The 25,010-nt window shown below is 65.8% G+C and carries 28 protein-coding genes; 15 read left to right on the top strand and 13 right to left on the bottom strand.

Annotated features, from left to right (window positions below; translation table 11 throughout):
- Positions 1-10: 10 nt before the first annotated feature.
- Complete coding sequence (locus JIP62_RS02525) at positions 11-400, top strand: hypothetical protein (protein WP_201103379.1); 390 nt, start codon at positions 11-13, stop codon at positions 398-400.
- Positions 401-415: 15 nt separating this feature from the next.
- Here the strand turns inward: JIP62_RS02525 and rnr are convergent, their stop codons facing one another.
- Positions 416-2,755, bottom strand: coding sequence for a ribonuclease R (rnr, locus tag JIP62_RS02520; RefSeq protein WP_201104510.1), 2,340 nt, complete (start codon positions 2,753-2,755; stop codon positions 416-418).
- Between the two features lie 98 nt (positions 2,756-2,853).
- Here rnr and JIP62_RS02515 point away from each other — a divergent pair, with 98 nt between their 5' ends.
- The 3 genes from JIP62_RS02515 (at position 2,854) to JIP62_RS02505 (ending at position 5,875) form a co-directional block, all read left to right on the top strand.
- Positions 2,854-3,222 carry a hypothetical protein gene (locus JIP62_RS02515; RefSeq protein ID WP_201103378.1) on the top strand — a complete coding sequence of 123 codons (369 nt, stop codon included), beginning with the start codon at positions 2,854-2,856 and terminating at the stop codon, positions 3,220-3,222.
- 69 nt (positions 3,223-3,291) lie between these two features.
- Positions 3,292-4,695, top strand: coding sequence for a pyridoxal-phosphate dependent enzyme (locus JIP62_RS02510; RefSeq protein ID WP_201103377.1), 1,404 nt, complete (start codon positions 3,292-3,294; stop codon positions 4,693-4,695).
- Positions 4,696-4,699: 4 nt separating this feature from the next.
- A complete protein-coding gene (locus JIP62_RS02505; RefSeq protein ID WP_201103376.1) occupies positions 4,700-5,875 on the top strand; it encodes a cystathionine gamma-synthase in 1,176 nt (391 codons plus the stop codon).
- Positions 5,876-5,879: 4 nt separating this feature from the next.
- Here JIP62_RS02505 and JIP62_RS02500 read toward each other — a convergent pair whose 3' ends face one another.
- The 6 genes from JIP62_RS02500 to JIP62_RS02475 all read right to left on the bottom strand — a co-directional run bounded on the left by JIP62_RS02500 (position 5,880) and on the right by JIP62_RS02475 (position 9,068).
- Positions 5,880-6,137 (bottom strand): hypothetical protein, encoded by a 258-nt coding sequence (locus JIP62_RS02500; RefSeq protein WP_201103375.1) that lies wholly within the window; start codon positions 6,135-6,137, stop codon positions 5,880-5,882.
- Between the two features lie 101 nt (positions 6,138-6,238).
- Complete coding sequence (locus tag JIP62_RS02495) at positions 6,239-6,451, bottom strand: cold-shock protein (protein WP_201103374.1); 213 nt, start codon at positions 6,449-6,451, stop codon at positions 6,239-6,241.
- A 293-nt stretch (positions 6,452-6,744) separates the two neighbouring features.
- Entirely contained in the window at positions 6,745-6,954 is a 210-nt protein-coding gene (locus tag JIP62_RS02490; protein WP_201103373.1) for a cold-shock protein, read from the bottom strand.
- Between the two features lie 180 nt (positions 6,955-7,134).
- Entirely contained in the window at positions 7,135-7,368 is a 234-nt protein-coding gene (locus JIP62_RS02485) for a hypothetical protein (protein ID WP_201103372.1), read from the bottom strand.
- A gap of 36 nt (positions 7,369-7,404) precedes the next feature.
- Positions 7,405-8,100: a TorF family putative porin gene (locus JIP62_RS02480; RefSeq protein WP_230974831.1), complete on the bottom strand. Its 696-nt coding sequence runs from the start codon at positions 8,098-8,100 to the stop codon at positions 7,405-7,407.
- A gap of 35 nt (positions 8,101-8,135) precedes the next feature.
- Entirely contained in the window at positions 8,136-9,068 is a 933-nt protein-coding gene (locus JIP62_RS02475; RefSeq protein WP_201103371.1) for an NAD(P)H-dependent flavin oxidoreductase, read from the bottom strand.
- A gap of 949 nt (positions 9,069-10,017) precedes the next feature.
- Here JIP62_RS02475 and queF point away from each other — a divergent pair.
- From queF to JIP62_RS02455, 3 genes are read left to right on the top strand one after another with little or no spacing between them, the layout of a single operon-like run.
- Positions 10,018-10,479: a preQ(1) synthase gene (queF, locus tag JIP62_RS02465; protein ID WP_201103369.1), complete on the top strand. Its 462-nt coding sequence runs from the start codon at positions 10,018-10,020 to the stop codon at positions 10,477-10,479.
- Positions 10,480-10,481: 2 nt separating this feature from the next.
- A complete protein-coding gene (locus tag JIP62_RS02460) occupies positions 10,482-10,964 on the top strand; it encodes a DUF3429 domain-containing protein (RefSeq protein ID WP_201103368.1) in 483 nt (160 codons plus the stop codon).
- 13 nt (positions 10,965-10,977) lie between these two features.
- Positions 10,978-11,847 carry a DUF817 domain-containing protein gene (locus tag JIP62_RS02455; protein WP_201103367.1) on the top strand — a complete coding sequence of 290 codons (870 nt, stop codon included), beginning with the start codon at positions 10,978-10,980 and terminating at the stop codon, positions 11,845-11,847.
- Here JIP62_RS02455 and JIP62_RS02450 read toward each other — a convergent pair.
- Positions 11,822-12,277 (bottom strand): hypothetical protein, encoded by a 456-nt coding sequence (locus tag JIP62_RS02450; protein ID WP_201103366.1) that lies wholly within the window; start codon positions 12,275-12,277, stop codon positions 11,822-11,824. The two genes, JIP62_RS02455 and JIP62_RS02450, sit on opposite strands and share 26 nt — an antisense overlap.
- A gap of 56 nt (positions 12,278-12,333) precedes the next feature.
- Positions 12,334-12,933, bottom strand: coding sequence for a nitroreductase family protein (locus JIP62_RS02445; protein WP_201103365.1), 600 nt, complete (start codon positions 12,931-12,933; stop codon positions 12,334-12,336).
- Positions 12,934-12,978: 45 nt separating this feature from the next.
- Between JIP62_RS02445 and JIP62_RS02440 the strand changes: the two genes are divergently transcribed.
- From JIP62_RS02440 to JIP62_RS02430, 3 genes are all read left to right on the top strand, one after another.
- On the top strand, positions 12,979-13,617 hold the full coding sequence (locus tag JIP62_RS02440; RefSeq protein ID WP_201103364.1) for an NUDIX domain-containing protein: 639 nt from the start codon (positions 12,979-12,981) through the stop codon (positions 13,615-13,617).
- Positions 13,618-13,635: 18 nt separating this feature from the next.
- A complete protein-coding gene (gene cysE, locus JIP62_RS02435) occupies positions 13,636-14,457 on the top strand; it encodes a serine O-acetyltransferase (RefSeq protein ID WP_201103363.1) in 822 nt (273 codons plus the stop codon).
- Between the two features lie 86 nt (positions 14,458-14,543).
- Positions 14,544-14,753, top strand: coding sequence for a DUF3126 family protein (locus JIP62_RS02430; RefSeq protein WP_201103362.1), 210 nt, complete (start codon positions 14,544-14,546; stop codon positions 14,751-14,753).
- 75 nt (positions 14,754-14,828) lie between these two features.
- Here JIP62_RS02430 and JIP62_RS02425 read toward each other — a convergent pair whose 3' ends face one another.
- Positions 14,829-15,137: a hypothetical protein gene (locus tag JIP62_RS02425; RefSeq protein ID WP_201103361.1), complete on the bottom strand. Its 309-nt coding sequence runs from the start codon at positions 15,135-15,137 to the stop codon at positions 14,829-14,831.
- Positions 15,138-15,186: 49 nt separating this feature from the next.
- On the opposite strand from JIP62_RS02425, the gene JIP62_RS02420 reads away from it, so the two are divergent.
- Genes JIP62_RS02420 through JIP62_RS02405 form a run of 4 tightly spaced genes read left to right on the top strand, consistent with a single transcriptional unit; the run spans position 15,187 to position 19,221 of the window.
- The gene (locus JIP62_RS02420; RefSeq protein ID WP_201103360.1) at positions 15,187-15,510 is read left to right on the top strand and encodes a hypothetical protein; all 324 of its coding nucleotides are present in this window, start codon (positions 15,187-15,189) and stop codon (positions 15,508-15,510) included.
- A gap of 3 nt (positions 15,511-15,513) precedes the next feature.
- Entirely contained in the window at positions 15,514-16,383 is an 870-nt protein-coding gene (locus tag JIP62_RS02415; RefSeq protein WP_201103359.1) for a 50S ribosomal protein L11 methyltransferase, read from the top strand.
- Between the two features lie 43 nt (positions 16,384-16,426).
- On the top strand, positions 16,427-18,238 hold the full coding sequence (locus tag JIP62_RS02410) for an aminopeptidase P family protein (protein WP_201103358.1): 1,812 nt from the start codon (positions 16,427-16,429) through the stop codon (positions 18,236-18,238).
- The gene (locus tag JIP62_RS02405; protein ID WP_201103357.1) at positions 18,223-19,221 is read left to right on the top strand and encodes a DUF2272 domain-containing protein; all 999 of its coding nucleotides are present in this window, start codon (positions 18,223-18,225) and stop codon (positions 19,219-19,221) included. Before JIP62_RS02410 ends, JIP62_RS02405 begins: the two co-directional genes overlap by 16 nt.
- Before the next feature lie 80 nt (positions 19,222-19,301).
- Here JIP62_RS02405 and gltA read toward each other — a convergent pair whose 3' ends face one another.
- Positions 19,302-20,603, bottom strand: a complete 1,302-nt coding sequence (gene gltA / locus JIP62_RS02400) for a citrate synthase (protein ID WP_201103356.1) — start codon at positions 20,601-20,603, stop codon at positions 19,302-19,304.
- A gap of 63 nt (positions 20,604-20,666) precedes the next feature.
- A complete protein-coding gene (gene gltX / locus JIP62_RS02395) occupies positions 20,667-22,091 on the bottom strand; it encodes a glutamate--tRNA ligase (protein WP_201103355.1) in 1,425 nt (474 codons plus the stop codon).
- Here gltX and JIP62_RS02390 point away from each other — a divergent pair.
- Complete coding sequence (locus JIP62_RS02390; RefSeq protein ID WP_230974830.1) at positions 22,054-24,264, top strand: ComEC/Rec2 family competence protein; 2,211 nt, start codon at positions 22,054-22,056, stop codon at positions 24,262-24,264. The genes gltX and JIP62_RS02390 overlap by 38 nt on opposite strands.
- Here the strand turns inward: JIP62_RS02390 and lexA are convergent.
- Positions 24,245-24,949: a transcriptional repressor LexA gene (gene lexA, locus JIP62_RS02385; RefSeq protein WP_201103354.1), complete on the bottom strand. Its 705-nt coding sequence runs from the start codon at positions 24,947-24,949 to the stop codon at positions 24,245-24,247. The genes JIP62_RS02390 and lexA overlap by 20 nt on opposite strands.
- Positions 24,950-25,010 lie beyond the last annotated feature (61 nt).

Genomic DNA, 25,010 nt, shown 5'->3' with positions numbered 1-25,010 from the left:
GAGATTGTCCGTGATTGCCCTCGTATCCCAGGGTCTGCTGGTTTTGCTCGGCCTGTGGCTTGCAGGGCTGGGCGTATGGATGGTCATGGCTCCGCAGCGTGCACTGGATGTCCTGGCGATGATGGGTCGCACGCCCCTCATCCACTTCGGCGAGATGGCGGTCAGGATCATGGCCGGTCTGGTCTTCATCCTGGCGGCAGCTACGACACGCCATCCTGCCGCGATCAGCATGATTGGCATCTTTTTGATCGTGTCTGCCCTGGCTCTGATGCTGCTGCCACGCCGTTGGCATGTCGCCTATTCGACCTGGTGGGCCGCCCGGATACCGGTCTGGGCCGTCAGGCTGATCGGGCCGGTCTCGGTCGGAATGGGCGGGCTCCTTGCCTGGGTGGCAATCTAGCGCCCGTGGACAGTCTTACCGCCGCTTGCCCTTTCGAACGCCCTTGAGGCCCCCGCTCGGCGGCTTCGGCCCGCCAGGGCGTTTGGAGCCGCGCTTGGGCGGGCCGCTGCCATCGCGCCCCTTGCCCATGGGGCCACGCCCGCGCAGACCCAGGCGAGGGGCGGGGGCATTGGGATCGCGCGGATCGGGATCGGACAGCATTTCGAACAGCAGGCCCCCGGTCACCGGCGTCGCCTCGACCAATTTGACCTCGACCGAACGCCCCAAGAGCCAGCGCTGGCCCGAGCGTTCGCCGACCAGGGCATGCGCCTTGTCGTCGTGGTGGAAATACTCGCCGCCCAGCGATGACACGGGCACCAGTCCATCGGCCCCCGTTTCGGCCAGCCGCACAAACAGGCCAAAGCGAGTCACTCCAGTGATCCGGCCGGGGAAGGTGGCCCCGACGCGATCCTCCAGAAAGGCGGCCACATAGCGATCCATGGCATCGCGCTCGGCCGCCATGGAGCGGCGCTCGGTGGCGGTCACCTGCTCGGCGATGGTCGACAACTCTGCGATCTCGCGGTCCGTCAGGCCGTCCGACCCCAGCTTCAGCGCCCGGATCAGGCCCCTGTGCACGATCAGGTCCGAATAGCGCCGGATGGGCGAGGTGAAGTGGGCATAGCGGTCCAGGTTCAGTCCGAAATGGCCGACGTTCTCGGGGCTGTAGATCGCCTGCATCTGGGACCGCAGGACGACCTCGTTGACGACCTCGGCATGGGGCGTCTCACGCGTCTGATCCAGCAGCTTGTTGAACCGCTTGGTCGTCGCCGGCTCGCCCTTGGCCCAGGGCATGGCCAGGGTCTGGAGAAAGTCGGCCAGATTGAACAGCTTTTCCTGGCTGGGGGCATCGTGGACGCGGAAGATCAACGGCGTCTTTTTCTGCTCCAGCGTCTCGGCGGCGCAGACATTGGCCTGGATCATCATCTCCTCGATCAGCCGGTGCGCCTCCAGCGATTTGCGCGGCACGATCGCGGCAATCCCGCCGTCGGGGGCCATCAGGATGCGGCGCTCGGGGCTGTCGATGGCCAGGGGGCTGCGCTTCAACCGGCCCTTCAGCAGGGTGCGATAGGCATTCCACAGCGGATAGAGGATGGCCTCCATGATGGGGCCGGTCGTGTCATCGGTGCCGCCGCCGTTCTCTGGACCGTCAATGGCCGCTTGCGCCTGCTCATAGGAAAGCTTGGCGTGCGACCGCATCAGGCCGCGCACGAACTTGTGGCCTGTCTTGCGGCCGTCCTTGTCGAACACCATCCGCACGGCCAGACAGGCGCGGTTTTCGCCCTCCTTCAGACTGCACAGGCCGTTGGACAGGCGTTCGGGCAGCATCGGCTCGACGCGATCGGGGAAATAGGTCGAGTTGCCCTTGGCGCGGGCCTCGCGATCCAGCGCCGTGCCGGGCCGGACATAGGCGGCGACGTCGGCGATGGCGACCCAGACGATCCAGCCGTCCGCGTTCTTCGGATCGGTATCACGCTCGGCATAGACGGCGTCGTCGTGGTCGCGGGCATCCGCCGGATCGATGGTGATGAACGGAACCTGTCGCAGGTCCTCGCGACCTTTCAGGCTGGGCAGTTCCTGGTCCTCGGCCTCGCGCTCGACGGCCTCGGAGAAGCCGGTCGGCACGCCATGGGCATGGATCGCAATCAGCGATGCAGCGCGCGGGTCGTCCTCGCGGCCTATGACCTCCAGGATTTTGCCGCGCTTGGGACCATACCGGTGCTCGCCCTTCTCGATGGCGGCCAGAACCAGATCGCCGTCCTTCAGGTCCGCTGCCTGTGCGGGCGGCACGAACAGCACGTCCTTGGATCGCCGATCGACCGGCTCGACCCGGCATTCGCGGTTGGACTTCCGAATGACCCCCAGAACGCGGTTGTTTCCGGTATCCAGCTTCTTGATCAGGCGGGCTTCCCAGCCGTCGCCCGCGCGCGCGAACTTGACCAGAACCCGATCGCCCAGGCCGGGGGCCGGGCCGGTCTTTCCGCCGTTATCAGGCATCAGCAGGGCCCGCGGCGCATCTTCCGTCGCCTCGACCAGACGCACGAACAGGTCGCCGTCGATGTCGCGTTCCACCACATCGGCCACACCGACAGGCGGCAGGCTGCCGACCGGCGAGAAGCCCTTGCGGCCACGCTTGCCCAGCTTGCCCTCGGCTTCCAGGGTCCGGATCATTTCGCGCAGCATGCGGCGCTCGTCGCCCTTCAGGCCGAAATGGCGGGCGATGTCGGTCTTTTCGGCCGATCCTGCCTCACGCAGAAAGGCCAGCAGGGTTTCGGGATCGGGTAGGCCGGCGGGGGAGCGGCGCGGAGGCTTGGTCATCATTGTTCATAGACCAGATCGGGGCTCCCCGTCAGGTTTCAACACTTTTCGGACGCGGCAGGGCAATTGATCCTGCAACTCTTCACCAGGAGCCCGCCATGTCCGCCGCCGCCCTTGCTCTCTCGTTCGTTCTCATTGCGCCGGCTCAGGAGCCCCAGTCGCACACCCAGGCGGTGACCTGCGCTTCGACTTTCCTGATTGGGGCGGCGCTTCTGGCCCAGGCGGCCGAAGCCAATCCTTCGGACGAGGGCACCCAGTCGGCCATCACCAGCATCGGCCAGCTGCTGAAGCGGGCCGACGACGACCGCCTGGCTGCGGCCCGGCGAGAGGGCATCACCATCGACGCCAGCGGCGAGGCGCTGAATGCCCATCTCCAGGCCAATATGGACCCTGCGCGCCAGAGCTGGCAGGACGCCATGGCCGACTGCGTCAATCGTTATGGGGCCGGCCTGTTCTCCGACACCTGAGACAGCGGGTTGACCTTGGGGCGGCGGGCGATCAGCTTCCGCCGCGTCTGCCCAACGGAGTCTGCCCCCATGTCGATCGCTTCAAAGCCGGTGCTTTCCGCGCCGACCGGATCCCTGCTGGACCTGATCGGCCTGACGCCGATGGTCGAAGTCACCAAGCTCGACACCGGGCCTTGCCGCCTGTTCCTGAAACTGGAAGCGCAGAACCCCGGCGGCTCGATCAAGGACCGGATCGCCCTGTCCATGATCGAGGCGGCCGAGAGGGAGGGCTGGTTGAAGCCCGGCGGCACGATCGTCGAGGCAACGGCCGGAAACACCGGCCTGGCGCTGACGCTTGTTGGACAGGCCAAGGGTTACAAGGTCTTGCTGGTCATTCCTGACAAGATGTCGAAGGAAAAGATTCAGCATCTTCGCGCCATGGGGGCCGATGTTCGCCTCACGCGATCGGATGTGCCGCATGGTCATCCCGACTATTACACCGACATGGCCGAGCGCCTGGCTCAGCAGATTCCCGGCGGCTATTACGTCAACCAGTTCGCCAACACCGCAAACTCTGCGGCCCATGTGAACACGACCGGGCCTGAAATCTGGGAGCAGATGGGCCATGAGATGGATGCCTTTGTCGCCGGCATCGGCTCGGGCGGCACCATCACCGGCGTGGCTCAGTATCTGAAGAGCGTTGGAGCCAAGACGGAAATCGTCCTGGCCGACCCGGTGGGTTCGGTCCTGGCGGGCATCGTCAATGACGGCGTGCCGGGGCCGGAGGGCAGCTATACGGTCGAAGGTATCGGACAGAATTTCGTGCCGGATACGGCCGACATCAGCCTGATCGACAAGGCCTATTCCATTCCCGATGCCGAGGCGATCGCCACGGTGCGCGATCTGTTGCTGAAGGAGGGGATCCTGGCGGGATCGTCCTCGGGAACCCTGATCGCGGCGGCCTTGCGGTGGTGTCGCGAGCAGACGGAGCCGAAGCGCTGCGTGACCTTCGTGTGCGATACCGGGGCCAAATACCTGTCCAAGGTCTACAACGACGCCTGGCTGGCCGATCAGGGCCTGGGCGATGACCCGATCGTCGGCAATCTGTCCGACCTCATTACGCGGAAATATGCGAATGGTGACGTGGTGGTCGCCGGACCCGATGACAGTTTGGATAGTGCATTCAAACGTATGCGGGCAAATGATGTGTCGCAGCTTCCGGTCATTCAGGACGGACGCCTGGTCGGAATTCTGGACGAAAGCGACATCGTTCACATCATGAACACCGACGATATCACGCGTAAGGAGCGCTTCGCCAAGCCGGTGTCGTCGGCCATGACGCGCGATCTGGACACCGTGCAGGTCACCGAACCGCTGGACGCCCTGATCCCACTGTTCGACCGGGACCGTGTGGCGATCGTGCTGGACGGCGAGACCTTTGTCGGTCTGATCGCGCGGGTCGATCTGATCAATCACCTCAGCCTGAACCGGTAAGTCCATGGCAAACTTGAAGAACAGCCAGGGTTTCTCGACCCGCGCCATCCATGCTGGACAGCGTCCGGACCCGACGACGGGTGCGGTGATGACGCCGATCTATGCGACCTCGACCTATGCCCAGGAAAGCCCCGGGGTGAACAAGGGCTATGAGTACGCGCGCGGCAAGAACCCGACGCGCGAGGCTTTCGAGGCCTGTATCGCCGACCTGGAGGGCGGGGTTCAGGGGTTCGGCTTCGCCAGCGGGATGGCGGCCACCTCAACCGCGCTGGAGCTGCTGGACGCCGGATCGCACATCGTCACGGGTGATGACCTTTATGGTGGGTCGTGGCGGCTGTTCGAGCGGGTGCGCCGTCGCTCCATGGGCCTGGACTTTGCCTATGTCGACCTCAGCGACATTGCGGCCGTGGAGGCGGCGATCACGGACAAGACCCGCATGCTGTGGGTCGAGACGCCGACCAATCCGCTGATGAAGATCGCCGACATCGCGGCCCTGTCGGCCGTGGCCAAGGCCCATGGGCTTCTGCTCGTTGTCGACAACACCTTCGCTACCCCCTTCTGCCAGCAGCCGCTGAGCCTGGGGGCTGATGTGGTCATGCACTCGGCGACCAAATACCTGAACGGCCATTCCGACATCATCGGCGGCGTTCTGGTGGCCGGAAACACCGAGATCGCGGCCCAGATCAAGTTCCTGCAGAACTCGGTCGGTGGTGTCATGGGGCCGTTCGACGCCTTCCTGGCCAACCGGGGCCTGAAGACGCTGGGCCTGCGGATGAAGGCCCATTGCGAGAACGCCATGGCCGTGGCGCGCTGGCTGGAGGATCGAGCCCTGAAGCCGGGCGGCGGCGTGGCGCGCGTCATCTATCCCGGCCTGATCTCGCACCCCCAGCATGAGCTGGCGGCGCGACAGATGCGCGGCTTTGGCGGCATGGTGTCGGTCGTGATCGATGGCGACCTCGCACGCACCAAACAGGTGCTTGAGCGGGTGCAGGTGTTCACCCTGGCGGAATCGCTGGGCGGCGTCGAAAGCCTGGTCAATCACCCGGCTATCATGACCCACGCCAGCGTGCCCAAGGCGGTCCGCGACGCCGGCGGCGTGACCGACAGCCTTATCCGGCTGTCTGTCGGTGTCGAGGACCTGGATGACCTGATCGCGGATCTGGATCAGGCCTTGGCCTGAGGGATCAGGCCGCTTCGCTGTTCAGCGCAGTCTGGTGGCCGGTGGCCGGGGCGACCTTCTTCTTGGCGGGTGCGCGCTTCTTGACGGCGACCGGCTTGTTGGCGGCGCGCAGAGCGGTCTGTTCGTCGATCAGCGGGATCAGATCTTCGGCGGCGGCCTTCTGAACCGGGGTGCCCTGGGCGATCAGGCGTTCGGCATTGGCGCGCAGCGACTTCAGGTCGGCGTCGTTCATGGTCGGGATCATGTCGGCAAGCGGGGTCATGGCGTTCTCCGTGAGGTCGTAAAAGACGTCAGGGCCGACGCTTGCGGCGTCGGCCCTGCGGACCGCCTGACGAAACCGCCAGGCCATCTATCGGCGTTGGACTATTCGGCGGCCTTCAGGCGACCGGCCGATTCCTTGCCCGAGCGGCTGTCGCGCTCGACTTCGTAGGAGATCTTCTGGCCTTCGTTCAGGCTGTTCAGATCGGACGTTTCGACGGCCGAGACGTGGACGAAAACGTCCTTGCCGCCGTCATCGGGCTGGATGAAGCCATAACCCTTGGTGGAATTGTACCATTTTACAGTGCCGGTAGCCATTATCAGGACCTCCGTTGGCGTTGACCGCAGGGAGAAGTCCCTGGTGGCCTGTCGGGTCTGAAAGGATCGGCGTGGACCTCGGTGCGCGATGCAAAGGGGCAGCGTTTCGCAGAGAGATCGACTGGCACTCAATTGGGCGCTTAAGGGCAGGAACGCAAGCGAATACGCAGAATCAAGAAAATGAGACCTAGCGACACGCCGCTATGGGTCTCTCAGCTGAAATTTGCGTGCCTGGAATAAAAAAAGCGGCGGCCGCATCTGCGACCGCCGCCTTTCTTGGACATCTGGAAGACTTAGGCGGTCTTCAGCTGGCCAGCAGATTCCTTGCCCGAGCGACGATCGACTTCGATCTCGTAGGAAACCTTCTGGTTTTCATCCAGGCCACGCAGGCCGGCAGCCTCGACGGCCGAGATGTGGACGAACACGTCCTTGCCGCCGTTGTCAGGCTGGATGAAGCCGTAGCCCTTGGTGGAGTTGAACCATTTCACAGTGCCGGTAGCCATTTTCAGGACCTCCGTTAGCAGTTGGCCCCAGGGAACAGCCCCTGCGACCTGTCGGGTCTGAACGGATCGGCTTTAGACCTCTGCGCGTAGCGAGGGACGAGAGCGTGACGCGGTAGAGATCGACGCAACGGCTTTGCCCCCGCTTTCCGGCGAATGCAAGGCCCAGTTACGTCTCTGTGATCAGTCGCTGCTGGCTTGGCTGGGCTGCTGCTGCTCGCTGGGTACCGGACTGCCATTGAAGTTTTCATGGCAAAGCTTGCGTAGGGCACTGGTCAAGGAGGGGCCGTAGAGGCTGTCCTGAATGCGTTCAAAGCCTTCGGCCTGAAGCTTCTGCTTGATGTCGCTGACGGTACGGCATTCGCCGCCGCGCGCCAGTTGATAGGCACGTTCGAGAGTTGTCGGTCGAAAAGTCATACCCTCTACATAGGCTGTTTCGGGCCGATTGCGAGGTCAGAAGGCGATGCTGAGGTCCAGCACCAGGGCGTCCTCATATTGACGTCCCTGTGTGTCGGCGTCGGTGTCGTACCACCGCAGGTCCGCCTGGATCGCACGGGTCAGGGCATAGGTGACGCCTAGATCCCAGGCCGAATAGTCAACGCTGAGCTCCTGATCGCGCTTGCCGATGGAGCCGGAAGCGGCGAGCCGGTCGTCGAAATCCCAGCTGAGACGGGCCTCGTACCAGGTCCAGGCCTCGGTGCTGCCGGTGCCGTTGGGCGAATGCTGCACGCGAACCAGGGCTTCGGCCGGGCCGATCGACCGCGAGACGTCGGCGGTCACTTCCCAAGCGCTGTGATCCTGGCCCGCAGCGGCATCGACCATCCATTTGCGGGTCAGGTTCAGGTCGAGGTCAAAGCCCATGACCTGGGGCCGCACGCCAACGCCAGCCGCCAGCTCCAGGTTGGAGCCGGTCGAACTGTCGATCGTCTCGAACCCGCTCTCCAGATAGAGGAAGTTGGCGTTATCGCTCCATTCGGCCACGCCATAGACGTAGGGGGCCTTGTCCGACTTCGACACGCCTTTGGACCGGTTGTCGGTGGCCGCTCCCAACAGAAAGCCCCATTGGCCGCGCGACTCCGGCGCTTCTTGGGCGAGAACCGGGCTTGCGAGCGCGGCGAGCAATGCGGCGAGGGCGACAGTCTTGATCACGGGGTCTCCTAGCGCGCATTCGCGCGCGAGGTTCCCTAGACGAAGGTGTCAGCTTTGGCAAAATCGTCAGCGGCCTGACGGTATTCGGACTTCAGCCGTGCGACCAGCTGGGCCGTCGGCAGAATATCATGCACGCCGCCCGCACCCTGGCCCGCCGACCAGACGGTTTTCCAGGCCTTGGCCTCGTCCGCCATGTCCAGCTTGTGGTCCGGCAGGGATTTGGGATCGATGCCGTTAGCGATCAGTGAGGGCGTCAGGAAGTTGGCCGGGATGCCCGATACGGCGGGCGTATAGGTGATGTCCGAGGCGCCGGCCTCGACGATCATTTCCTTGTAGCCCTGCTGGGCCATCGATTCGTCCGTCGAGATAAAGCGTGTGCCCAGATAGGCGAAGTCCGCTCCCAGCATGCGCGTGGCGGCGATGTCGCGCCCGGTCGAGATACAGCCCGACAGGATCAGGGTGCCGCTGAAGAAGGTCCGGACCTCCTCGATCAGGGCAAAGGGATGGACGACGCCCGCATGGCCGCCCGCGCCGTTTGCCACCAGGATCAGCCCGTCGACGCCGGCCTCGGCCGCCTTTCGGGCGTGGCGCACATTGGCGATGTCGTGGAAGACCACCCCGCCATAGCCATGCACCGCATCGACCACGTCCCGCACGGCCCCGAGCGAGGTGATGATGAGGGGCACCTTCTCCTCGACCGACACCATCATGTCGGCCATCAGGCGGGGATTGGTCGGGTGAACGATGTGGTTGACGCCGAACGCGGCCGCATCGGGGTTCAGCCGCGACTTGATCTCCTGCAGCCACTCCCGATAGCCCTCGGTCGTGCGCTGGTTCAGCGACGGAAACGTGCCGATCACCCCGGCATTGCAGGTCTCGACCACCAGGTCAGGGCCGGACACCAGAAACATGGGCGCGGCGATCGCCGGCAGTTTCAGACCTTTTTGCAGCGAAGCCGGAATGGCCATGACGTTCTCCCCGCGTTTTGTTTGACTACGGATAGCGGGCTGTCGTGGGGGAAGGCAATCGCGTGTTCTGCTAGTTTGCCTGCGGTGAATTCGTGACGGCCAGCCAAATCAGGACCTTGGAGTTCGGTGCCGCGCCATCAACAGTGCGAGGGCTGAGCACCGCTTGGCGCAAGCTTGCGAGCGCGGCATCCCCGAATCCAAGTCCAGGATGCTCTTCGTAAAGGACTTCGCACTGAACAACACGACCATTTGCGAGAGCGGAGCAGGAGGCTCCGACTAAGCCCGAGCTTATTCCGCGCTCAACTGCATCGAGCGGAAATTCGGGTCTCGGCGACCGTGACCATGCGGGGGCCAGTATGGTCATGGGTCGTGCAGCAAGAGCACCCGGAGAGTATACCGGACCGGGCACGATGACGGGGCGGTCTGTACTAAAAACCTGAACTACAGGTGCAGGGGCTGAGAACCGCACGGCATAAGATGTGCGGGCTCTACCTGCTCGAAGTGGTCGGTAATTCGGTAGCCGGGCCCGACCAGCAGCGGCTAGCACAGCGGTGCCTAGCCCGGCACCTTGGTGAGTTTCCGTTATGACACGACAGTCCGCTAGTGACGCATCAGCCTGAATTGCGCAGTCTACTACCACCCTCCCATCAACTATGCCGGATGAAAGAGCTTCGGGCGGGAACTCGGGAACTAGGGCCTGGGCCCACTCGGACCTAAAAGGATAAATATACTCTTCGTTCTGAGTGGCGGTTTGGACATTCCCTGTATCCTTATTGCCGGGGCGATCTTGGTCGGAGGTCGCCCCAGCGGAGGATGCAGCCAAAACCACCGCAAGCACGCAAGCGGCCGCAAACGCCATTAGGCTTTGATCATGCTGCGTCATCGCCGTATCTCCCCGTACCCCACTCCACCATGCCCGCGCACGGCCGGGCTTCGCAAGTCGCATTCAATGACCACAGACATCTCCGGCCTGTCCCAGCTTGGCGTCCAGATCGCCGCCCCGACCAGCCCTGAAACCGCCGTGCTGGAACGGGTGCCCAATCCGCATCCGGGCGACCTTTACCTGGCTCGGTTCACCGCGCCGGAGTTTACCAGCCTGTGCCCCGTGACGGGCCAGCCGGACTTTGCGCATCTGGTGATCGACTATGCGCCGGGCGACTGGCTGGTCGAATCCAAGTCGCTGAAGCTCTACCTGACCAGTTTCCGCAACCACGGGGCATTCCATGAAGACTGCACGGTCGCAGTCGGCAAGCGGATCGCGGACCTGCTGTCCCCGCGTTGGCTGCGCATCGGCGGATACTGGTATCCGCGCGGCGGCATCCCCATCGACGTCTTCTGGCAGACGGGAGCCCCGCCGGAAGGCCTGTGGCTGCCCGATCAGGGCGTGCCGACCTATCGCGGGCGGGGCTAGGTATGCAGGGAGCGACGCAGGACGCGCCTTCCGGGCCGGGAACTGGGCTTCCCAGACTGGCCCTGGCGCTCGGCTTTGCCGGGCTGCTGCCGCAGGTCCTGGTCGTGGCCACACTGACCCTGGGCGGCGATGCAGAGCGGTTCACGGCCCTTAGCGTAGGCTATGCCTATGCGGCCCTGATCTTCAGTTTTCTGGGCGGCCTGTGGTGGGGGCTGGCCGCAGCCAGTGGCGCGCGCGTCCCGAACTGGATCTGGTTCGCGGCCGTGGGGCCGTCCCTGATCGCCCTGGCGACGGCCTGGCCCTGGGCGACCGGCGGTGAGTGGCCGGGTCCGTCCCTGGTGATCCTGGGGCTGGCCATTGCGGGAAGCCTTTTCGTCGACTGGCGGATGAAGACCTGCGGCCTGACACCGGCAGGGTGGCTGGCCCTGCGCGTGCCGTTGTCCCTCGGCCTGGGGGTTCTGACGGTTCTGGCCGGCCTGGCGTGAGCCGTCAGTGACCATGGCCAGACGCCTTCCGCTTGAGGCCTGGGGGCGTCGCTGGCTGGTTCGCCTGCAGACGGCGGCCGATCGCGGGGTCTGGTCTCGCCGTGCCTTCGAGTTTTTGATGTTCGGCATCAATCAGGGCTGGGCCTGTCTGTTTGGTGGCGCGATGCTGGCGCTCATCCTGGGGACCCATTTGCTGTGGCCCGACGGGGCCCCGGTCAGCCGGTATGACTTCCTGGTCGTGGCTGCCCTCGCCATCCAGGCGGCCATGCTGGCGCTGAAGCTGGAAAGCTGGGAAGAGGCGCGGGTTATCTTCCTGTTCCACATCGCCGGGACGGTGATGGAGTTGTTCAAGACGGCCCACGGGTCGTGGGTCTATCCGGAAGACTCGCTGCTGCGGATCGGGGCGGTGCCGCTTTTCACCGGCTTCATGTATGCGGCGGTCGGCAGCTATATCGCGCGGGTCCAGCGCATCTTCGACATCGGCGTCAGTCATTATCCGCCGCTGTGGACGACCTGGGTGCTGGCGGCGGCCATCTATGTGAACTTCTTTGCTCACCATTGGCTGCCGGACGTGCGGCTGGGCCTGTTCGCGGCAACGGTGCTGCTGTTCGGACGGGGGTGGTTCTTTTTCACCGCCGACCGGACCCGCCGGGCCATGCCGTTGTTGCTGGGCTATGGGCTGGTGGCCCTGTTCATCTGGTTTGCCGAGAACCTGGGCACCTTCGGGCGGGCCTGGGTCTATCCCGATCAATCAGCGGGATGGGAGCCGGTGTCGCTGCAAAAGCTGGGGGCCTGGTTCCTGCTGATGATCATCAGCGTGGTCCTGGTCTCCCTGGTCCACCGACCGGTGCCAGAGGTCAGCCGACCTGATCGGCAGGCATGATGGCCCCATAGCATCCGGAGACATAGGGCGCGCCGTCCGGCGTACGCCCCGGGGCCGGACAGGTCAGCACCCGCCCGCCATTCATAGGCACCAGATAGATCCGGTTCTCTCCCGGCGAGACGGTCGCGGACGACTGCCCCATGCAGTCCGGCAGGCCGTTGGTCGCCAGATTCTCGGTGACCAGCCACAGGCCGGTGTCGTCCTGCTCGACGCGGAAGCGCTTGTTGACCTTTTCCTCGCCGCTGTTGACCAGCATCTGGTCGCCGGGGCCAAAGGTCCACCACTCTGAACAGACAGGGCGGCCATTCGCACGGGCATCGGTGCGGAAGAACCAGGTGCCGGATGGGGCAAAGGGCACCGCGTCCTGGGCCAGCGCCGTGGTCGCGCCGAACAGGGCCATCAAGGCCGCCAATGACCGATACCGCTTCATCCTGACCCTCGCGAAGACCGACCGACTAAAACATGGGTTTGCAAAGGCGGCAATCGTCAGGGCAGAATCGTGGTGATCGCCGCCACGTCGGGACGTTCGCGCTCCAGCGGCGGCTCTGACAGGCTGCCGATGTGGATGAAACCGGCGACCTTTTCCGCGCCCGTCAGTCCGAACAGGGCCGTGGCTTCGGGCTCATAGCTGTACCAGTCGGTGATCCAGCTGGAGGCGAACCCCAGGGCACCCGCAGCGTGTTCGATATTCATGCAGACGGCTCCGGCGGACAGCTCCTGCTCCCAGACGGGTTTGGAGGCCGGTGCGGCTGTCGACACCACCAGGATGCTGAGCGGTGGATTTACCAGCTTGGCCAGCACGGCACGCGCCTTGTCCGGCAGCCCCTTCTGTATGGCGAGGGCCCGCAGGTCGTCGGCGATCCTTGCTCGGCTTTGGGGCCCCAGCACGACGAAGCGCCAGGGGAACAGTTTGCCGTGATCGGGGGTGCGGGCCCCCAGGGTCAGGATCTCCTGCAACTGGGCCGCGTCGGGGCCCGGCCCGACCAGGCTCTGGGCCGGGGCGGATCGGCGTGTGGCCAGCCGTCGGAGCAGTTCGTCGGACGGTGTTGGCAGGGGCAGGGGAGTGCCGAGATCGAAAGAGGTCATACTGTGCAGCTAGGCGTCGTGGGCCGCAGGCGCCATACCCCGCCCATGCAAGATCACGAAGACTGCCCCTCACCGTCCTGGGACAACCCGGCGACCCATCCCCCCGCCTGGCAGGACGCGGGCGCCGAGACGGTGTTCGAGAATCCGTGGATGCGCCTGACCCGGCACGCGGCGACCGCTCCGACCGGGGCGGTAGCCGACTATGTCGTCATGCGCCCGAAGAACCTGGCGCTGGGCGTTCTGCCCGTTCATCCCGATGGGACGGTGACCCTGGTGGGACAACAGCGGTTCGCTCTCAAGTCCTATTCCTGGGAAATGCCCGAAGGCGGCGGGCCGGAGGGGGAGGACCCCCTGGCGGGTATCCAGCGCGAACTGGCCGAGGAGGCGGGTCTGACGGCGCGGTCGTGGCGGCCGGTCCTGAGCCTGGACCTGTCCAACTCCATCACCGACGAACGGGCCATGACCTGGCTGGCCTGGGACCTGTCGCCGGCACCGACCGCACCCGACCCGACAGAGGTCATTGCCGTGGCGCGTGTCCCTTATCTGACGCTGATGGCTGAAATCGAGCGCGGGGCTGTCCGGGACGCCCTGACGGTGGCGACCGCCTACAAGGCGTACCATATGGCGCGTGAAGGGCAGCTGCCCGGCTGGCTGGCGCACGCGATGCTGCATCGGCTAGACTGATCGGGAACGGAGGCCCCCATGGCCCATCTGGAAATCGTGCCGACATCTGAAAGCCTGTGGGATCAGTTGCGGGCCGCCGCCACCGATGCGGTGCGCGACGAGCCTCGCCTGGCGTCTCTGCTGAATGCCGTCATCCTGTCGCACAGCGATCTGGCCGCAGCCCTGAGCTTCCAGATCGCGCGCAAGCTGGGCGATTCCGAGCTCGGCGCGATGACGATCCGCGAGGTATCGCTGGGCGCGTTCGCCGCCGATCCTGGCATCGTGGCCGCGGCCGAAGCGGATTTGCAGGCGGTGGCGGAGCGAGACCCAGCGATCCGTTCGCTCCTGCAGCCCTTTCTGTACTTCAAAGGCTTTCAGGCCCTGGAAGCCTGGCGCGTGGCGCACTGGCTGTGGGGGCAGGGGCGCGAGACCCTGGCGTTCCACTTCCAGAGCCGGATTTCGGAGCTGTTCCAGGTCGACATTCATCCGGCGGCGCTTCTGGGGGCCGGCATCTTCATCGATCACGGCACAGGCGTGGTGATCGGCGAGACCGCAGTCGTCGGCGATGAAGTTTCCATGCTGCACGGCGTCACCCTGGGCGGAACCGGTGCCGAACGCGGTGACCGGCATCCCAAGATCGGCCGAGGGGTTCTGCTGGGTGCCGGGGCCAAGGTTCTGGGCAACATCCTGGTCGGCGACTACGCCAAGGTTGCCTCTGGCTCGGTGGTGCTGAAGCCGGTTCCTGCCGGGTGCACGGTGGCGGGGGTACCCGCCCGGCTGGTCAACTGCCCCACAGAAGCCACTCCGGCCCGCACCATGGACCACACTCTGGCCGACGTGGTCTACGACTTCGTCATCTGACCTTGGGAGCAGGGGTTCACATCCCCCTGCCTGACGCCTAGGGTCCGCCGCTCTCTCAGCCCACAAAAAGACCAAGAGGCCCGACCGTGAAAGACACTGACCTGAAACGCGTCGAGACGCACCTGAAGCGCACCTTCAATCATGGCGGCATCCAGGTGAAGGCCCGCAAACAGGCCGATTCCGCCGAGGTCTATGTCGATGACGAGTTCATCGGCGTGGTCTTCGAAGATGAGGACGGCGACGGCTCGTTCATGTTCGAAATGGCGATCCTGGCCGAAGACCTGCCGGCCGCCTGACGCGCTGTCTTCGGACAAAGAAAAAGCGCCGGACGGATGACCGTCCGGCGCTTCTTCAATTCACGACTGAGGCTATCAGCGCTTGCCGAACACGATGTCGGCCAGCTTGCTGAAAAAGCCCTTGGGCTGGGCCTTGGCGGCCGGCGTTGGCGCCGCTGCCGGTTTGGGCGCTTCGACAGGCTTCGGAGCGGGTGCCGTGGCCGGGGCTGAGGCGGGGGCGGCAGCTACGGCCGGTGCTGCTTCCGGGGCTGCGGCCACAGGCTTCGGCGCCGGGGCGGCCTTCGGCGCAGCCTTGGCGACCGGGGCCTTCTTGACCGCAGGCTTGGCGGCGGGTTTGGCAGCGGCCTTTGCAGCCGGAGCCTTGGCTGCGGGGGCGGCCTTCACGGCAGCTTTCGGGGTCGCCGCTGGCTTGGCGACGGCTTTGACCGCAGGCTTGGCCGCCGTCTTGGCAGCGGGCGCAGCCTTGGCCGCAGGCTTCGCCGCGACCTTTGTCGCAGCCGGCTTTGCGGCCGGTTTCGGAGCCGCAGTCTTGGGGGCGGGCGCGGCCTTGGCGGCGGCGGCGGCGGGCTTGGGCTTTGAGACGGCGCTCGACTTCGCGGCCGGTTTAGGCTTGGAAGCGGCGGCGGCTGCCGGTTTCGGCGTCGCCTTACTGGATGTGGATGGTGACTTAGCCATGAATTACCCGACCCCTCGGTTGCTGCAGGCGTTAGAGCGCACGCCCGCGCGTGTCTCGATTCGCAATGATAACGGGGTTTGAGAAATGTCACATAGCCCAGTGCAGATAATCGCACGCGGTTCGCGCGTGGCTGCCGAGACCGCTGCCGAAGCCATCGACGCTGATCCGATGCTGGAGGGCGCGACCTATTCCATCCTGGAGGAGGACGAGGATCGCGACGTCTGGCGCATCGACGCCTTCCCGACGACCGAGGAGGAGTCCGAGGGCTTGCAGGCGCGGCTTGCCGAACACCCTGGTGTGACGGTGGTGGTCGAGACCTTGGCCGATGCGGACTGGCTGGCGATGTCGCTGTCGGGTCTGCCGCCGGTGCGGGCGGGGCGGTTCTTCGTCTATGGCGCGCACGACCAGGGCCGGGTGCCGCCCAATACCGTCAATCTGAAGATCGACGCCGGTGCCGCCTTCGGCACCGGTCACCACGGCACCACCGTCGGATGCCTGCTGGCTTTCGACGACCTGCTGAAGCGAGAGAGTTTCGAGCGGGTTCTGGACGTGGGTGCCGGTACTGGTGTCCTGGCCATCGCGGCGGCCAGAACCGGCTCTCGCGTGGCGATCGGCACGGATATCGACGAGCCCTCCGTCCGCATCTCCAATGAGAATGCCAAGCTGAACCAGGCGGATGCCCGCTTCGTCCATGCCAGCGGTCTGAACGATGCCAAGGTGCGCGGACACGGCCCCTACGACCTGGTCTTCGCCAACATCCTGGCTCCGCCGCTGGTGGCCCTGTCGCAGGACATCAAGCTCGCGTTGAAACTGGGTGGGGTGGCGATTCTGTCCGGCCTGCTGCGGACCCAGGAACGCCGGGTGACGGCGGCCTATCTGTCGCGCGGCTTTGTCCTGGAGCGCCGCTATCGCCGCGACGCCTGGAGCGCGCTGGTGCTGCGGCGGGTGGGTTAGCAGGTCCTCCACATTGGAGAATGGGCGACCTATAAGAGGCACCATGCGCCAGACCTTCGACGAAACCACCGACCCATCCTTTGGGGCCCGCCACCTGCCGCTCGTTCGCGCGCGCATGGCCGAACAGGGGCTGGACGGCCTGCTGGTCCCTCATGAGGACGAGCATCAGAACGAATACCTGCCCGCAGCCAACGACCGGCTGGCCTGGATCAGTGGCTTCACCGGATCGGCCGGGGCCGGGGTCGTGTTGCGCGACCGGGCGGCCGTCTTCGCCGATGGCCGCTATACAGTGCAGGTCAAGGCGCAGGTCGATCCCGAGCAGTTCGAGATTCTCGATCTGGTCGAGGGCGGGGTGCCCGCCTATCTGGAGCGCGCGCCGCAGGGGGCCGTGATCGGCTATGACCCCCGTCTGCACAGCCCCGATGCCCTGGCGACGCTGAAGCATGCAGCAGCCAAGGCGGGCGCGATTCTGAAGCCCGTGGATGTCAATCCGCTGGACCAGGCCTGGGGCGAGGCGCGGCCTGGACAGCCCCGCGCACCGGTTGTGCCGCACGAAGACCGCTACACCGGCGAAGCGGCTGCGTCCAAGCGGACCCGGATCGGCGCGGTCGTGGCAGAGGCAGGCGCGGATGCGGCTGTGCTGACGGCCCCGTCGTCCATCGCCTGGCTGTTCAACGTCCGGGGCGGAGACGTGATCCGGTCCCCCCTGCCGCTGGGCCAAGCGGTTCTGCGCGCGGATGGCACAGCGACCCTCTTCCTGGATCCCGCCAAGGTCGGCAACGACCTGGCCGCCTGGCTGGGCGATGCGGTCGAACTGAAGGCCCCCGAAGCGCTCGAGGCGGCGCTCGACGGGCTGGCGGGCCGCAAGGTCCTGATCGACCCGGCCCAGTCATCGGCCTGGTATTTCGACCGGCTGGAGGCAGCGGGCGCCACGATCGTGCGCGGCATGGATCCCTGTGCCCTGCCACGCGCCGCCAAGAATGCGGTCGAGATCGAGGGGACGCGACAGGCCCACATCCGCGATGGCGCGGCGCTGGCGCGGTTCCTGCACTGGGTGGACACAGTCGCCCAGCACACCCTGCCCGACGAGCGCGAGGTCGCCGAGGCGCTGGAGCGGTTCCGCGAGCAGACCGGCGCGCTTCAGGATTTGTCCTTCGACACCATTGCCGGGGCTGGTCCCAACGGTGCCCTGCCGCACTACAAGCCGGTCACTCGCACCCTTCGCCGCATGGAAAAGGGCTCGCTGCTGCTGGTGGACGGTGGCGGCCAGTATCTGGACGGCACGACGGATGTGACGCGGACCATGGCCGTGGGCCAGCCCTCAGCCGACCAGCGGCGGATGTTCACCCTGGTGCTGAAGGCCCATATCGCCATGGCCACCGTCCGCTTTCCCGAAGGCACGACCGGCCATCAGCTGGACGCCCTGGCGCGCCTGCCCATGTGGATGCAGGGCTTCGACTATGACCATGGCACCGGTCATGGCGTCGGCAGCTATCTCGGCGTCCACGAAGGCCCACAGCGGATCGCCAAGGCGGTGAACACCCAACCGCTGCTGACCGGCATGATCCTATCCAACGAACCCGGCTATTACCGTGAGGGTCACTGGGGCATCCGGATCGAGACCTTGCAGGTGGTGACTCCGCCCCAGCCGATCCCAGGCGGCGAGCGGCCCATGCACGGGTTCGAGCAGCTGACCTTCGCGCCCCTGGACCGCAGCCTGATCGACGTGGATCTGCTGACGCCGGACGAGCGGGCCTATGTCGATGCCTATCATGCCGCGACCCTGGCCAAGGTCGGTCCGTTGCTGGACGGCGAGGTGCGGGACTGGCTGACGGCGCAATGCGCACCGCTCTAGCCCTGGCGCTCGCCGCTTGGGTGGCGGCGACCTCGCCGGTGCCGGCCCAGACGGCCCGATTGCCGCGTGATGTCTTCGACGTCATCCCGCCAGAGTCCCGCATCGAGGGCGAGCGGGGCCGCATGCGGGTGGTGCAGTCGGGATGCCGCGTCGGGCCGACGTCCTGGGCCCGACGGCGCATCGTCGATGTCGCGGTGCAGGAGTGGGCGGTGTTCGGCTTTCAGGTCGTGGACGCCCGGGCGATCGAAACGGGCCGCCTGCCGGACGGCGTCGTCTCGGAAGCGGCCAATCCGCCCAGGTCGCGCGCTGTTCAAGCGCGGCATATGCTGCGGATCGGACGTCGTGAGACCGATCCTCGCCTGGCTCGGACCATCGCCGGCTATTGGAGCGCAACGCCCGACGGAGCCCAGGTCATCGGTCGCCAGAACCGTCGCTGGCAGGCTACCGACGCCGATGTCGGCTGGGTCGAGCCATGGTCCGCCGCCTTCGTCAGCTGGGTGATGTGCGAGGCCGGTCTGGGTGAGCCGGAACAGTTCCAGCGCGACGTCGCGCACCGCGTCTATATCGACCAGGCCATTCGCGCCCGGGACGGCCAGGCCACTGCAGCGGCCTATGTGGCCTACGATGCCGGCGAGGCAGAGATCTCACCCGGCGATCTGATGTGCAATGCGCGCGGCACAGTGGGTTATCGAACCCTGGCCGACCGGCGCCGCGACCTGGGCGAATATGCCGGGACCCATTGCGACATCGTCGTTCGCGTCGCTCACGACCGGATCAACGTCATCGGCGGCAATGTGATCGATGGCGTAACCCTGACCATCCTGCCCCTGACGAGCGAAGGCACGGCCTTTGCCCGGCCCGTATCGGATGAGGAGGTAACGGGCGCGCGGACCATCTTTGCGCATCTGAAACTGACGGCCGATCCGGTGGAGGATGACGCCATGGACAGATCGCCGACCCTCAGGGCCATGGCGGCCCCTTGACCAGATTCCGTCGATCGAGCCCGAACTGCATCGGCCGCCAATGAAAAAGGGCCGCTCCAGCAGGAGCGGCCCTTGTTGCATCAGCCCCGGTTCTGGATCGGGACGTAGTCGCGTTGCGTCGGGCCGGTATAGAGCTGGCGCGGGCGGCCGATCTTCTGGCCGGGGTCGGCCATCATTTCCTGCCACTGGGCGATCCAGCCGACCGTACGGGCCAGCGAGAACAGCACGGTGAACATCGAAGTCGGGAAGCCCATCGCCGACAGGGTGATGCCCGAATAGAAGTCGACGTTCGGGAACAGCTTGCGCTCGATGAAATACTCGTCGTTCAGCGCCAGACGCTCCAGCTCCTTGGCGACCTGGAACAGCGGGTCATTGGGGTCGCCGACGGCGGCCAGGACCTCGTCGGCGCTTTCCTTCATCACCGTCGCGCGGGGATCATAGTTCTTGTAGACCCGGTGGCCAAAGCCCATCAGCTTGTATTTCTTGGCCTTCACGCCCTCGATGAAGGCGGGAATCTTCTCCGGCGTGCCGATCTCCTTCAGCATGTTCAATGCTTCTTCGTTGGCCCCGCCATGCGAGGGGCCCCACAGGCAGGCGATGCCGGCGGCGATACAGGCAAACGGGTTGGCACCCGACGACCCGGCCAGACGAACGGTCGAGGTCGAGGCGTTCTGCTCGTGGTCGGCGTGCAGGGTGAAGATACGGTCCATGGCCTTGGCCAGGACAGGGTTGACCACATAGTCCTCTGCCGGAACGGCAAAGCACATGCGCAGGAAGTTCTCGGCATAGTTCAGGTCGTTGCGCGGCGACACGAACGGCTGGCCGATATGATACTTATAGGCGCGGGCCGCGATCGTCGGCATCTTGGCGATCAGTCGGATGGCCGAGATGTTGCGCTGGACCGGATCATGAATGTCCAGGCTGTCGTGATAGAAGGCCGACAGAGCCCCGACGGTGCCGACCATGATGGCCATGGGGTGGGCGTCGCGACGGAAGCCTTCGAAGAAGCGGTCGAACTGCGAATGCAGCATCGTGTGCATCGTGATGCTCTGCTCGAACGCCTCGTACTGAGACGCCGTCGGCAGTTCGCCGTGCAGCAGCAGATGACAGACCTCGATGAAGTTCGACTGCGATGCCAGCTGATCGATGGGATAGCCGCGGTGCAGCAGCGTGCCCTTGTCGCCGTCAATGAAGGTCAGGGCGCTTTCGCACGAGGCCGTCGAGGTGAAGCCGGGGTCGTAGGTAAAGGCTTCGGTTGCCCCATACAGCTTGCGGATATCGATGACGTCAGGACCGGTGGAGCCGGAAATGACGGGAAGTTCGACGGATTTGTCACCCAGGGTCAGGGTCGCCGAGCCGTTGCTCTTGGTGGGTTCGCTCATCTCAGCCCCTTCGTCTCGCTATGATGGTCCCGGTTCGAAGGCCGGGTTCATGGTTACGACCGTTCACTTAGTCTGTTGCAGCGCATCATCCAAGCGCCCGAGACTTTCGTCGCGTCCCAATGCCGCCAGAATGCGCGAAATATCGGGTGAAACGGCTAGGGCGGTCAGCGCCGCGCGGGCTGCCGGACCAATTTTGCCAAAGCCCACGCCCTCTTCTTCGGCAAAAGCCTTCAACTCGGCCTCCAGCGCGAAGACGTCCCAGCTGGCGAACAGAGCGAGCCGATCGCGCAGGCGGCCAATACGCTCCGCCACCTCGCCGGCCAGGAAGCCCAGGGCCTTTTCACTCAGCGGCAAGGGGCGGGCAGCCAGCACGAAAACCGTCTGATCTGCCAGCTCCAGCAGGGTCTTGGCGCGGTCCTTCACGAACGGCATGGCCCGGACCAGTCGCGCCTCGTCGCCTTCACGCAGCGCATGGCCCCGTGACAGATGCACATCCAGCGCCAGCTTGGCCAGGCGGTCGTCGTTGGCCAGGCGGATCCAGTGGGCGTTCACGTGGGCCAGCTTGTCGAAGTCCAGCCGCGCCGGGGCCTTGCCCACGCCATTCAGGTCGAACCACGCCTCGGCCTGATCGTCACCGAACAGCTCGTCGTCGCCGTGGCTCCAGCCCAGCCGGGCCAGATAGTTGCGCATGCCCTCGGGCAGATAGCCCATCTCGGCATATTCATGGACAGCCTGGGCCCCATGGCGCTTGGACAGCTTGGCGCCGTCCGGTCCGTGGATCAGGGGAATGTGGGCGAAGACCGGCCGGGTCCAGCCCAGGGCATCATAGATCAGCGACTGGCGCGCCGCGTTGTTCAGATGGTCGTCACCTCGGATGACGTGGGTCACGCCCATGTCGTGGTCGTCTACGACAACGGCGAGGTTGTAGGTCGGGGCACCGTCCGAACGCAGCAGGACCAGATCGTCCAGATCGGAGGTCGACCAGCTGACCGTCCCCTGAACGGCATCCTCGACCACGACCTGACCGGGCAGGGGGCGGCGGAACCGCACGACGTGCGGCTGGGCCGGATCGCCCTCATTGGGATCGCGATCGCGCCAGGGCGATTCGAAGGTCGTGCGGGCGGCCTTGGCCGCGTCGCGCAAGGCACCGGTCTCTTCGGCGGAGGTATAGTCGCGATAGGCATGGCCCGTCTGAACCAGGGTCTCGACGACCTCCCGATGACGGTCGGCCCGTGCGAACTGGAAGACCGGTTCTTCGTCGGCAAACAATTCCAGCCACGACAGGCCGTCAAAGATCGCCTGGACCGCGGCCTCGGTGGACCGCTCGCGGTCGGTGTCTTCCACACGGATCAGGAATTTCCCGCCGCGCCCTTTCGCGTAAAGATAGTTGAAAAGCGCCGTCCGAGCGCCCCCTATGTGCAGGGAGCCGGTGGGCGAGGGGGCAAAGCGGGTGACGACGGGGGCGTCGACGGGCGAGGGCGAGGTCATGGTGGGCGTGTCCGATGGGGCCGCCCTTATACCGCCCATCGCCGCGAATCCCAGCCCGCGAGACCGGATTTGCCAGGCTTGGGATCAGGCAATTCAGGCCCAGGCCCTGCGCTGGCGGCTCTGGGCTCCGGTCGCCTTTGGCGGGGGATGCGGTCTCTATTTCGCCCTGTCTTCGGAGCCCGCGCTGTGGCCGCTGCTGCTGGCGGCGTCCATGGCGGTGGCGGCCTGGCTGGGGGCGCGGCGGCTGGGCTGGTCCCGGGCCGTGACGCTTCCCTTGATGCTTTTGGCTTGTTTGGCGGGCGGCCTGGCCATGGCCAAGATCAGGACCGAACGGGTCGCCGCGCCGATCGCGCCTGCCATCGCTGAACCGACCGTGATCCAGGCTTGGGTCCTGGATGTCGATAGTCCCGGCGAGCGCGGCCATCGGGTGGTCATCGCGCCGGTCAGTATCCGTGGACTGGCTCCGGAGGAGACCCCCATCCGGCTGAGGGCGACGGTAAAGGGCCCACCGCCCGTTCCCGGTCAGGCCATCCGCCTGTTCGCCATCCTGAACCCGCCACCGGCTCCGGCCAGCCCAGGGGCCTATGACTTCGGCCGCAATGCCTTCTTCCAAGGCATGGGGGGTGTCGCCTTCGCCCTGGGCGAGACCCGGCCCGCCCGGCTCCAGCCGCCCCCCTGGCGATTGCGTATGGCGATGCGGATCAATGCTGCGCGCTTTGCCCTGGCCCAGCGGATCGTCGATCGGTTGGGCGAGCGCACGGGCGGGGTCGCCGCAGCCATGGTGACCGGGCATGAGACGTGGATCAGCCGGGACGACCTGGATGTGATGCGCGATTCAGGGCTGGCGCACATCCTTTCGATCTCTGGCCTGCATATGGCGATCGTCGGCGGGTTCGTCTTCTTCCTCGTGCGTCTGATCGTTGCGGCGATCCCCTGGCTGGCGCTTCGGGTGTCGGGAAAGAAGGTGGCGGCCGTCGCGGGTCTGATTGCGGTCGGCACCTATCTGGTGGTTTCGGGGGCACCGGCCCCGGCAGAGCGAGCGGCCATCACGGCCTCGATCGCCTTCCTCGCTGTGCTTCTGGATCGGCAGGCCATCAGCATGCACGCCTTGGCCGTCGCGGCCTTTGCCGTCCTGCTGCTGCAGCCCGAGGCCGTCGTCACCCCCGGGTTTCAGATGTCGTTCGCCGCCACTGCGGCCCTGGTGGCCCTGGCCGAAGCCTGGCCCCAGCGAACGCGGGAAATCTCCGCGCCCTGGCCCATACTGGCAGCGCAGCGGCTGGGCGGATGGATCTGGGCGGCCTTGGCGGCAAGCCTCGTCGCCGGGCTGGCGACCGGACCGTTCGCCATGCAGCATTTCAACCGGACCGCCGTTTTCGGTTTGATCGCCAATATGGCGACCTCGCCCATCTCGACCTTTCTGATGATGCCGGCTTTGGCGCTGGGGGCGGCGCTGGAGCCCTTAGGACTGGGCGGGCCTTTCCTGTGGGTGGCCGGGATCGGTGTGGATCTGATGCTGGCGGTGGGCTCCTGGACGGCCAACCTGCCCGGCGCGGTGCGCACGGTGGCCAGTGCACCGTCGATCGCCCTGCCGATCGCCTTCCTTGGGGTCCTGTTCATTGCTTTGTGGCGCGGGCCGCTGCGTTGGGTGGGCCTGCCGTTTGCCCTGGCCGTCGTCCTGTGGCCCCGGCCGCCTGCGCCTGACCTCTGGATCGGTGATGGCGGAACCAATGCGGCCTATGCCGTCGGAGACAAGGCGGTCGTGATGCGGCCGGGCGTGCGTCAGTTTGCGGTCGATCTGTGGTCGCGGAGGCGGGGGCTGGAGGCTGTAGATCGCCCGACCGAGGGATGGAGCTGTATCCGCTGGTCCTGTGCGCCCTCCACCCGCACCGCGGGCCCGATGGCGCTGGCCTGGGGCAGGCAGCCGGTCTCGATGGAGCAGCTCCAGTCGCTCTGCCGCTCGGCCGAGGTCGTCAGCCTGAGAAGCACCGCATCGGTGCTGCCGGCCGAATGCAACGGCAGACTGGTGCTGGATGGCGTGGACTATGCGCGCGGCGGCTCCGTGGAACTATGGCGCACAGCTCAGGGGTGGCGGGCCGTCTGGACCGCCGATGTCCGGGGCAATCGCCCCTGGAGCCGGGTCGGTGATCCCGAAATCAGTGATAGCGCCGGATGAGGCCGACCAGCTTGCCCTGAACCTCGACCTGATCGGGCCCGAAGATGCGGGTCTCATAAGCGCGGTTGGCAGGCTCCAGCGCAATGGAAGCGCCCTTCTTGCGCAGACGCTTCAAGGTCGCTTCCTCACCTTCGACCAGCGCCACGACGATCTCGCCGGACGCGGCCGTGTCCGCGCGTTTGATGACCACCAGGTCCCCGTTCAGGATGCCTGCCTCGATCATCGAATCGCCTTCGATCTCCAGCATGTAGTGATCCCCGGCCCCCAGCATCGATTCAGGCACTGGATAGCGAGCCGTCTCGTGCTCGATCGCGGCGATGGGCGTGCCAGCCGCGATCTTGCCCATCAGAGCCAGTTCGCGCGTGTCGTTCGCGGCTTCGACCGGGGCGGCAGGCACAGGCCGACCGCCACCGGTGATGACGTCGGGACGGAAGGGCTGTCGTCCCTTGGCCGGCGCGGCGGTCGTCGCCTGTTCCGGCAGTTTCATGACCTCCAGCGCCCGCGCCCGGTGCGCCAGGCGTCGAATGAAGCCCCGCTCCTCCAGCGCCGTGATCAGCCGATGGATGCCCGACTTCGACGCCAGGTCCAGCGCTTCCTTCATCTCATCGAACGAAGGCGAGACCCCGCTTTCACGGATGCGCTGATGAATGAACATCAGCAGCTCGTGCTGTTTCTTGGTGAGCATCGCAGCGACTTCCAGAACAAGGCGTGAACCGTTGCCGATGTTCTGTAAGTGTTCTTGGTGA

The sequence above is a fragment of the Brevundimonas vitisensis genome, assembly GCF_016656965.1.
Taxonomy (GTDB): domain Bacteria; phylum Pseudomonadota; class Alphaproteobacteria; order Caulobacterales; family Caulobacteraceae; genus Brevundimonas; species Brevundimonas vitisensis.
Note: the sequence above shows the minus strand (reverse complement) of the source record. Positions and strands in the feature narration are given on the sequence as shown.

Coding starts and splice junctions, on each gene's coding strand:
- rnr (WP_201104510.1), bottom strand. CDS start 2,755: ATGACCAAGCCTCCGCGCCGCTCCCCCGCCGGCCTACCCGATCCCGAA.
- JIP62_RS02515 (WP_201103378.1), top strand. CDS start 2,854: ATGTCCGCCGCCGCCCTTGCTCTCTCGTTCGTTCTCATTGCGCCGGCT.
- JIP62_RS02510 (WP_201103377.1), top strand. CDS start 3,292: ATGTCGATCGCTTCAAAGCCGGTGCTTTCCGCGCCGACCGGATCCCTG.
- JIP62_RS02505 (WP_201103376.1), top strand. CDS start 4,700: ATGGCAAACTTGAAGAACAGCCAGGGTTTCTCGACCCGCGCCATCCAT.
- JIP62_RS02500 (WP_201103375.1), bottom strand. CDS start 6,137: ATGACCCCGCTTGCCGACATGATCCCGACCATGAACGACGCCGACCTG.
- JIP62_RS02495 (WP_201103374.1), bottom strand. CDS start 6,451: ATGGCTACCGGCACTGTAAAATGGTACAATTCCACCAAGGGTTATGGC.
- JIP62_RS02490 (WP_201103373.1), bottom strand. CDS start 6,954: ATGGCTACCGGCACTGTGAAATGGTTCAACTCCACCAAGGGCTACGGC.
- JIP62_RS02485 (WP_201103372.1), bottom strand. CDS start 7,368: ATGACTTTTCGACCGACAACTCTCGAACGTGCCTATCAACTGGCGCGC.
- JIP62_RS02475 (WP_201103371.1), bottom strand. CDS start 9,068: ATGGCCATTCCGGCTTCGCTGCAAAAAGGTCTGAAACTGCCGGCGATC.
- queF (WP_201103369.1), top strand. CDS start 10,018: ATGACCACAGACATCTCCGGCCTGTCCCAGCTTGGCGTCCAGATCGCC.
- JIP62_RS02460 (WP_201103368.1), top strand. CDS start 10,482: ATGCAGGGAGCGACGCAGGACGCGCCTTCCGGGCCGGGAACTGGGCTT.
- JIP62_RS02455 (WP_201103367.1), top strand. CDS start 10,978: ATGGCCAGACGCCTTCCGCTTGAGGCCTGGGGGCGTCGCTGGCTGGTT.
- JIP62_RS02450 (WP_201103366.1), bottom strand. CDS start 12,277: ATGAAGCGGTATCGGTCATTGGCGGCCTTGATGGCCCTGTTCGGCGCG.
- JIP62_RS02445 (WP_201103365.1), bottom strand. CDS start 12,933: ATGACCTCTTTCGATCTCGGCACTCCCCTGCCCCTGCCAACACCGTCC.
- JIP62_RS02440 (WP_201103364.1), top strand. CDS start 12,979: ATGCAAGATCACGAAGACTGCCCCTCACCGTCCTGGGACAACCCGGCG.
- cysE (WP_201103363.1), top strand. CDS start 13,636: ATGGCCCATCTGGAAATCGTGCCGACATCTGAAAGCCTGTGGGATCAG.
- JIP62_RS02415 (WP_201103359.1), top strand. CDS start 15,514: ATGTCACATAGCCCAGTGCAGATAATCGCACGCGGTTCGCGCGTGGCT.
- JIP62_RS02410 (WP_201103358.1), top strand. CDS start 16,427: ATGCGCCAGACCTTCGACGAAACCACCGACCCATCCTTTGGGGCCCGC.
- JIP62_RS02405 (WP_201103357.1), top strand. CDS start 18,223: ATGCGCACCGCTCTAGCCCTGGCGCTCGCCGCTTGGGTGGCGGCGACC.
- gltA (WP_201103356.1), bottom strand. CDS start 20,603: ATGAGCGAACCCACCAAGAGCAACGGCTCGGCGACCCTGACCCTGGGT.
- gltX (WP_201103355.1), bottom strand. CDS start 22,091: ATGACCTCGCCCTCGCCCGTCGACGCCCCCGTCGTCACCCGCTTTGCC.
- lexA (WP_201103354.1), bottom strand. CDS start 24,949: ATGCTCACCAAGAAACAGCACGAGCTGCTGATGTTCATTCATCAGCGC.